Here is an 8461-nt window from a genome sequence, read left to right on the forward strand (position 1 = left end):
CCGGATGCGTCACGCCGATCGTCTGCGGCAACAGCTTCTCGCGGCCCGAGACGTAGATGTAGCGCGCAACCGCATTGTGGAACGCCAGCACGCCGGCAAACAGGCTCGACACGAACAGGATGCTCATCGCCTGCGAAAGCATCGTGCCGGCGTAGCGGTCGGACAGGCCGAACAGGAAGGTCGTCGGATCCTGCAATCCCTGCAGCGTCGGCAGCAATTTGTCGACACCGGCGCCGACCGCCATCAGCCATGCCGTGAGCATGTAGAAGACGCCGATCAGCACGACCGAGAAATAGGTGGCGCGCGGAATGGTGACCTTTGGGTCGCGGGCTTCCTCGGCATAGATCGTCGTCGCCTCGAAACCGATGAAGGCGGCGAAGCAGAACAGGATGGCGATGGCCGGCGAGCCGCTGACGATCTGGCTCCAGCTGAATGGCGCCGCCGACAGGCCGCTATCGCCGCCGGTCTTGAGGATGGCGATATCGAGGATCAGCACCACAAGATATTCGCACAGCACCAGCACCGTCAGGATCTTGGCGGAGAGGTCGACCTGCCGATAGCCGAGCACGGCGACCAGCGCGATGGCGATGAAGCTCCACACCCACCAGGGCAGGTTGATGCCCCAGCCGGCGAACAGGCCGGCGGTTGCGGCGCCCAGCAGGCCCATGACGCCGATCTGCATGGCGTTGTAGGACAGGATGGCGATCAGCGCCGTGGCGCCGCCGGCCATGCTGCCGAGGCCGCGTGCGGCATAGGCATAGAAGGCGCCGGCATTGCCGACATGGCGTGACATGGCGACATAGCCGACCGCGAACAAAAGCAGCAGCACGGTCACGATGAGATAGGTGCCGGCAAAGCCGGCGCCATTGCCCATCAGCATGCCAAGCGGCGTGCCGCCGGCGACTGCCGTGAGTGGGGCGGCCGCAGAAATCACCATGAAGGTGATGGCGCCGACGCCAAGACTGTTCTTGCGCAGCCTGTTGGCCGGCGCCTGTTCCGAGACTGCTGTCATTGATCCCTCCTGTTTGCAAACCCTTGAGTTCGCCGGCCGAATGGCCTGTCCCATGCACTCTGGCGGTTGGTTCATTATTTGAACCGTTATTTTGAATATAGACTTGCAAACAATGCTGATGCCTGTCAAGTTAATTCACACGTTAAATGATTGTCCCGAACGGGGAGGCAAATTTGAGTACGGTCGGAAAAGCGATCTCGCTTCTGGAGCTGTTCAACGTCGACGAGCCCGAGCTCGGCCTGTCCGATCTGGCGCGCCGCTCGGGCTTCGACAAGGCGACGACAAGGCGGCTGCTGGTAGCGCTGGCCGGCCGTGGTTTCGTCGAGCAGGATGCGGGTACGCGGCACTATCGCCTCGGCGCCGGGCTGTCGCGGCTGGCGCGCATCCGCGAGGCGCGCTTTCCCTTCCTGCAGACGGCCGTTCCGCTGGTGCGGGACCTGGCCGCATCGACGGCCGAGACCGTGCATTTGTCGGAATTCGGCGTCGACAGGCTGGTCACCGTCAACGTCGAGCATCCAGCATGGGCAAACCGGGTCAACATCGACATCGGTCAGTTGCTGCCTTTGCATTCGACCGCGTCGGGCATCGCCTATCTGGCCTTCGCCCGCGACGAGACCGTCAAGGCGTGCCTGACGGGTTCGCTCGATGCCTTCACGGCCCATACGCTGATCGAGCCGGCCGCCATCTCAAGATCCATGGGCGAGGCGCGCGAGCGCGGCTATTCGATCTGCGACCAGGGCTATGAGGAAGGTGTGATCAGCGTCGCGGCGGCAATCCGCGGGGCGGATGGCTTTGCGCTCGGCACCATCGCGGTGGCGGCGCCAAAGGCCAGAACGACGGCGGCCGCGATCACGGAGCGGGGACTTGCCGTGAGGGCGGCGGCACGGGAGATTTCCATGCGCCTCAACGGTGAAAACCTGCAAACCCTGAGGAGGCAGGCCTGATGCCCTCGGAGACAGCACCCCGCATCCTGGTCATCGGCACGGGCGACACAAAGGCCGAAGAGCTGTTGTTCATGAAACAGTGCATCGAGCAGTCGGGCGGCAGCGCCGTGATGATGGATGTCAGCGTGCTGGGCGACCCGCCCTACAGTCCGGACCACGATAAGCACGCCGTGGCGCGGGCGGTGGATGTGACGATCGCCGAGATCGTTTCGAGTGGTGACGAGAACACCGCCATGACGCTGATGGCCGGCGGCGCCGTGCAACTGGTGCGCAAGCTCCATCAAAACGGCGAGATTGACGCCTTCATCGCCATCGGCGGTTCGATGGGAACCGATCTGGCGCTCGACGTGGCGCTTTGCCTGCCGCTCGGCGTGCCGAAATTCGTCGTCTCGACCATCGCCTATTCGCACCTCATCCCACCCGAGCGCGTCGCGCCCGACCTGATGATGATCCTCTGGGCGGGCGGGCTGTACGGCCTCAACTCGATCTGCAGGCTGGTCCTGTCACAGGCCTGTGGTGCGGTCGTCGGCGCGGCGAAAATCGTGCTGGCGTCGCGCGTGTCGGCGCGGGCAACAGGCCCGACCATCGGCATGACCTCGCTCGGCAGCAGCTGCCTGCGCTACATGAAGACGCTGAAGCCGGCGCTGGAACAGCGCGGCTATGACGTTGCCGTCTTCCACACCACCGGAATGGGCGGCCGCGCCTTCGAATCGATTGCCGGCCAAGACCATTTCTGCGCGGTGTTCGACTTCAGCCTGCAGGAGATCACCAACCATCTCGCGGGCTCCGTCGTCAGTTCCGGCACCGACCGGCTGGAGAATGCCGGTGCCCGCGGCGTTCCGCAGATCGCAGCACCCGGCGCGGTCGACATGGTCGACCTGCCGACCTGGCAGGATTTGCCGGCTAAATTCTCGACGCGACCGTTTCATGCCCACAACAGGCTGATCGCTTCGATCACCGTCGATGCCGACGATCGCCGCCAGGTCGCCAGGACCATCGCCGCCAAGCTCGGTGCCGCCAGAGGCCGCTCCGCCTTCATCCTGCCGTCCCAGGGCATCCAGGAATGGGACGTGGAGGGCGAGCCGCTCTATGAGCCGGAAGCCCTGGCCGCCTTCACTGACGAAATGCGCAAGGTCATTCCCGCCGGCGTCGAGTTCCACGAGATCGACGCTCACATCAACAGCGACGACTTCGTCGGCAAGGCGCTCGAGATCTTCGACCGCTGGGTCGAGGAAGGCATCGTTCCGCGCGGCAAGCCGGCCGAGGGAGTGGCGGCGTGAGTGCTGTTCCCGTCCAGGCGCTTGTCCTCGATTTCGGCGGCGTCGTCACCCGCACGCTGTTCGAGACCCACGCCTTGACCGAACAGGCGCTCGGCCTCGCGCCGGGGACGCTGCAATGGCGCGGGCCGTTCGATCCGGGCAGCGATCCGCTGTGGCGCGCCATGCAGGCCGACGAGATCAGCGAGCGTGACTATTGGCGCACACGCACAAGCGAGGTCGGCCGTCTGGTGGGGGAGGACTGGCAGGCGATGGAGACCTTCGTCCGGCGCGCGCGAGGGGCCGAGCCGGAAAAGGTGGTGCGGCCGGAGGCTGACAGCACCATTCGCACGGTGCATGCCGCCGGTTTTCGACTGGCCATCCTGTCCAATGAACTCGACCTGTTCTACGGCGCCGACTTCCGCCAGCGGCTGCCGTTGCTCGGCCTGTTCGATGTTATCATCGACGCCACTTACACCGGCATCCTCAAGCCCGACCCGCGTGCCTATGCCTTCGTCACCGAGGCGCTTGGCCTGCCTGCCGGCGCTTGCGTCTTCGTCGACGACCAGCGGCGCAATGTCGATGGCGGCTGTGCTGCCGGCATGCGCACGGTGCATTTCGACGTCGCTCGCCCGGCTCATTCCTATGCCGAGGCGCTCGGCCATTTCGACCTCGTCCCAGTTGCCTGAGATTTTTGCGGAGTCCATTATGCGCGACATCAATTTTCTCACCGAAACCAACGCCAAGCCGATCTGGCATCCGATGGCGCATCCGGCCGAGATGCGGGCCAACCCGCCAAAGGTGATCATGAAAGGCGAGGGTGTGATGGTCACCGACATCGCCGGCAACACCGTGCTCGACGCCGTCGGCGGCCTGTGGAACGTCAATCTCGGCTACAGCTGCGAACCGATCAAGAAAGCGATCGCCGACCAGCTTGGCGCGCTGCCCTATTATTCCGGCTTTCGCGGCACCTCGACCGGCCCGTCGATCGAGCTCGCCTACGAACTCTGCGAATGGTTCGAGCCAGAAGGCATGGTGCGGACGTTTTTCACTTCGGGCGGCTCGGATTCGGTCGAAACGGCACTTCGGCTGGCGCGGCAGTACTGGAAGATCCGCGGCCAGGCCGACCGGACCAAGTTCCTGGCGCTGAAGAAAGGCTACCACGGCACGCATTTCGGTGGCGCGTCGGTCAACGGCAACGCCAATTTCCGCCGCAACTACGAGCCGCTGCTGCCGGGCGTCTTCCACATTCCTGCGCCCTGGACCTTCCGCAATCCGTTCGACGAGACCGACCCAGTGCGGCTGGCAAAACTCTGCGCCAGGGCGCTGGAGGACGAAATCGCCTTCCAGGGTGGCGACACCATCGCCGCTTTCATCATGGAGCCGGTTCTCGGCGCCGGCGGCGTCATCGTTCCGCATGAGAGCTTCATGCCGCTGGTGCGCGAAATCTGCGACCGCCACGAGATCCTGCTGATCGCCGACGAAGTGGTGACGGGCTTCGGCCGCACCGGCGCATGGTCGGGTTCGCGTCTGTCCGGTGTGAAGCCGGATTTCATGACCATCGCCAAGGCGATCACTTCGGGTTATTTCCCGCTCGGCGCCACTTTGATCGGCGCCAAGGTCGCCGATGTCTTCGAGGCCGACAAGACCAGCTTCGGCGCCATCGGCCATGGCTATACCTATTCCGGCCATCCTGTCGGCTGCGCCGCGGGTCTGGCGGCGCTTGCCGAGACCAAACGGCTGCGCCTGAACGAGAACGCGGCCGCGCGTGGTGTCGAACTCGCAGCCGTGCTGGAGGGGCTGAAGGCGAAGCATGCGATCGTCGGCGATGTCCGGTACAAGGGCCTGATGGCGGCGCTGGAGCTGGTCTCGGACCGCGCGACGAAAAAGCCCGCCGACAAGAAGACCATGGCATTGGTTTCGGAGGCGGCCTACGAGGCCGGCGTCATGCTGCGCGTCTCCGGTAACGCCATCATCCTGTCGCCGCCGCTTATCGTCAGCGCCGCGGATGTCGCGAGGATCGGCGAAGCATTGGATGCAGGCCTGTCGAAGGTCTGACGGTTATTGGAGAGAACGGAGTTTCGAGACGCAATGACTCAACCGCAAGAAGCGTTGGTTAGCCGGCGCTCGCGCCTGCTCGGTGCGAAATCGCAATTGTTCTATGACGAGCCCGTGCACCTGGTGCGCGGCGAAGGTGTCTGGCTCTACGATGCCGACGGCCGCAAATATCTCGACGCATACAACAACGTCGCCCATGTCGGCCACTGCCACCCCTATGTGGTCGAGGCCCTGTGCCGGCAGGCAAGCCTGCTCAACACCCACACGCGCTATCTTCACACCGCCATCCTCGACTATGTCGAGCGGCTGACCGCGACCTTCGATGCCAGCCTGTCGACCGCCATCCTGACCTGCACCGGCAGCGAGGCCAACGACATCGCGCTGCGCATGGCGCAGGCCGCCGCCGGCCGCATGGGTATCATCGCCACCGACGCCACCTATCATGGCAACACCGCGGCGGTTTCGCAGCTCAGCACCCGCATGCCGCCGGTCGGCGGCCGCGCCCGCAATGTCAGGCTGGTGCCGGCGCCTGACAGCTATCGCCATCCGGCTGCGATGGCCAACGGCAAAGCCTTTGGCGACGCAGTGCGCGAAGCCATCGCCGCGCTGGCAAAGGACGGTATCGGCCTGTCCGGCATCATCCTTTGTCCGCTGCTCGCCAATGAAGGCTTTCCGACGCTCCCATCCGGCTTTTTCGACGACGCGATGCGCGCGGTGCGTGACGCCGGCGGACTGGTCATCGCCGACGAGGTGCAGCCTGGTTTCGGCCGCACCGGCAGTCATTTCTGGGGCCACCAGCGCGCAGGCTTCGTTCCCGACATCGTCACCATGGGCAAGCCGATGGGCAACGGCCATCCAATCGCCGCCGTGGTCACATCAAGGGAGATATTGGCGACCTTCCGCAACGCCTTCCGTTATTTCAACACCTTCGGCGGCAATCCGGTTTCCTGCGCGGTGGCCAATGCCGTTCTCGACGTCATCGAGCAGGAAGATCTCGTTGCCAACGCGCGTGACGTCGGCGCCTATGCACTCAACCTGCTGCGCCCGCTCGCCGATCGCCATGAATGTATCGGCGAGGTCAGGGGCGCTGGCCTGTTCTTCGGCGCCGAACTGGTTCACGACCGCAAGACGCGCGAACCGGCGCCCGACATTGCCGAGCAGGTCGCCAACCGGATGCGCCAGCGCGGCGTGCTGATGGGCAAGACCGGCATCCACGGCAATGTGTTGAAGATCCGCCCGCCAATGCCGTTCTCCCGCGACAATGCCGACTTCCTGATCGGCGTCCTCGAAGAAGTGCTTGGCGAAGTCGGCGGAGTGAAGGCGTGAGCGCAGTCTCCGCGCAATCCGAACCCGAGACGGCAGCCGACGTCACGGCGCTGGCCAGGCGCGCGCTCGCCCATTGGGGCATTGATGAGGGTGAGCCGGAGCTGCTGAAATTCCGCGAGAACGCGGTCTTCCGGATCCGTCTGCCCGATGGCCAGCCGGCCGCCATGCGCATTCACCGGTTTGGCTATCACACGGACGCCGCCCTGCGCTCGGAACTGCAATGGATGGGTTTTCTGCAATCGGCCGGCATCGCCACGCCATCTGCGGTCGCCACGCCGGCTGGCGATCTGTTCGTGCTTGTCAGCGCGAACGCCTCAATGCAACCCCGGCAAGTCGATTGCCTGAGCTGGCTGGAAGGCCGCGCCGTCGGCGCGCGAGGCGTGCCGCTGGATTTTACGCCCGAGCAGGCAAGACAGATCTTTACCGAGATCGGGCGAACCATCGCCCACATGCACAATGTCACAGCAGCCTGGACGCCTCCGTCCGGCTTTGCCCGCCATGCCTGGGATTTCGACGGCTTCTTCGGCGCGAACCCGAATTGGGGGCGTTTCGAGACCTCGCCCTTCCTCGACGGTCCTCGCCGGGAGCTGGTTTTGCGGGCGCGCGAAAAGGCCGTGCGCGCGCTATTGACGTATGAACGCAGTGCCCGCAATTTCGGCATCATCCACGCCGACCTGGTGCGCGAGAATGTGCTCGTCCATGATGGTGCGATCCGCATCATCGACTTCGACGATTGCGGCCATGGCTGGCACATGTACGACCTTGCCGTCGCGCTTTACCAGAACCGCGATGAGGCGATCTATCCGCTGATCGAGGACGCTTTGCTCAAGGGCTATCGGCAGGAGCGCGAACTGACGGCGCGCGACATCGCCGCGCTGCCGCTGTTTTCTGCCTTGCGGGCCTTCGCCTTCCTCGGCTGGGTGCAGAGCCGCGTCGAAGGCGACATCACCAGGGAGGTCGGCTTGCGCATGTCGGCCATCGCAGCCGATGTGGTGATTGCCTATCTGCATGGCGAATAAGGCCGATTGATAAGAACTGGCGGAACCGTCAGCCCTTCGCGAAATGGATGCTGACCGTGCCCGAACTGCCGAAATCGGCGACGATCGTGTCGCCGGGTCGCGCCTCGACCGGACGCACGAACGACCCGGAGAGAACGACCTCGCCGGCAGCGATCGACATGCCGTAGCGGGCGAGCCTGTCGGCCAGCCAGGCAATGCCCATCGCCGGATGGTTGAGCACGCCGGCGCCAAGCCCGGTCTCCTCGACCTCGGCATTGCGCGAAACGATGGCGCCGATCCAGCGCATGTCGGTCTCATCAGGCCGCTGCGGCCGGCCGCCGATGACGATGCCGGCATTGGCGGCATTGTCTGAAATGGTGTCGAAGAAGGTACGCGCCTTCTTCGTCTCCGCATTGACGCGCTCGATGCGCGTATCGAGGATTTCGAGCGCCGGCGTGATGTAGTCGGTGGCGTTGAACACGTCGAAGATCGTCACGCCGGGGCCTTTCAGCGGCGCCTTCATGACGAAGGCGATCTCGGCCTCGACGCGCGGCTGGATAAAGCGGCCGGCCGGAACCGACGCGCCGTCATTGAAGAACATGTCGTCGAACAGCACGCCCGAATCCGGCGTGTCGATGGCGAGCGCATATTGCATCGCCTTGGAGGTGAGGCCGATCTTCCAGCCCTTCGGCTTCAGCCCGGCATCGATCTTGCGCGTCACCAGCGCTGCCTGCACGCGATAGGCATCCTCCATCGTCGCCTCGGGAAAATCGAGGCTGAGCAGCCGGATCTGGCGGCGTGAACGCTCGGCCTCGAACAGCCGTGCCGCGGCGTCTTCCACTTGCTCCGGGGTCATGCTGCTTCCTC

At 64.7% G+C, this 8461-nt stretch carries 8 protein-coding genes; 6 read left to right on the forward strand and 2 right to left on the reverse strand.

The genetic code is table 11. From position 1 onward, the window contains the following. Positions 1–1012: APC family permease (locus EOA22_RS16990; protein WP_164755565.1), on the reverse strand; the 1012-nt coding region annotated here is incomplete at its 3' end. Between the two features lie 173 nt (positions 1013–1185). Here EOA22_RS16990 and EOA22_RS16995 point away from each other — a divergent pair. Genes EOA22_RS16995 through EOA22_RS17020 form a run of 6 tightly spaced genes read left to right on the forward strand, consistent with a single transcriptional unit; the run spans position 1186 to position 7615 of the window. Beyond that, on the forward strand, positions 1186–1956 hold the full coding sequence (locus EOA22_RS16995) for an IclR family transcriptional regulator (protein ID WP_063169692.1): 771 nt from the start codon (positions 1186–1188) through the stop codon (positions 1954–1956). Next, complete coding sequence (locus EOA22_RS17000; RefSeq protein WP_063169693.1) at positions 1956–3236, forward strand: Tm-1-like ATP-binding domain-containing protein; 1281 nt, start codon at positions 1956–1958, stop codon at positions 3234–3236. Before EOA22_RS16995 ends, EOA22_RS17000 begins: the two co-directional genes overlap by 1 nt. Then, positions 3233–3901 carry an HAD-IA family hydrolase gene (locus EOA22_RS17005; protein ID WP_063169694.1) on the forward strand — a complete coding sequence of 223 codons (669 nt, stop codon included), beginning with the start codon at positions 3233–3235 and terminating at the stop codon, positions 3899–3901. The genes EOA22_RS17000 and EOA22_RS17005 overlap by 4 nt, the downstream gene beginning before the upstream one ends. Before the next feature lie 19 nt (positions 3902–3920). Beyond that, positions 3921–5270: an aminotransferase class III-fold pyridoxal phosphate-dependent enzyme gene (locus EOA22_RS17010; protein WP_063169695.1), complete on the forward strand. Its 1350-nt coding sequence runs from the start codon at positions 3921–3923 to the stop codon at positions 5268–5270. A gap of 33 nt (positions 5271–5303) precedes the next feature. Continuing rightward, positions 5304–6596, forward strand: coding sequence for an aminotransferase class III-fold pyridoxal phosphate-dependent enzyme (locus EOA22_RS17015; RefSeq protein WP_127390100.1), 1293 nt, complete (start codon positions 5304–5306; stop codon positions 6594–6596). After that, positions 6593–7615 (forward strand): phosphotransferase, encoded by a 1023-nt coding sequence (locus EOA22_RS17020; RefSeq protein WP_063169697.1) that lies wholly within the window; start codon positions 6593–6595, stop codon positions 7613–7615. The genes EOA22_RS17015 and EOA22_RS17020 overlap by 4 nt, the downstream gene beginning before the upstream one ends. 28 nt (positions 7616–7643) lie before the next feature. Here the strand turns inward: EOA22_RS17020 and hpaH are convergent, their stop codons facing one another. After that, positions 7644–8450, reverse strand: coding sequence for a 2-oxo-hept-4-ene-1,7-dioate hydratase (gene hpaH / locus EOA22_RS17025; protein WP_063169698.1), 807 nt, complete (start codon positions 8448–8450; stop codon positions 7644–7646). Positions 8451–8461: the final 11 nt, after the last annotated feature.

The sequence above is a fragment of the Mesorhizobium sp. M7A.F.Ca.US.014.04.1.1 genome, assembly GCF_003998745.1.
Classification (GTDB): domain Bacteria; phylum Pseudomonadota; class Alphaproteobacteria; order Rhizobiales; family Rhizobiaceae; genus Mesorhizobium; species Mesorhizobium ciceri.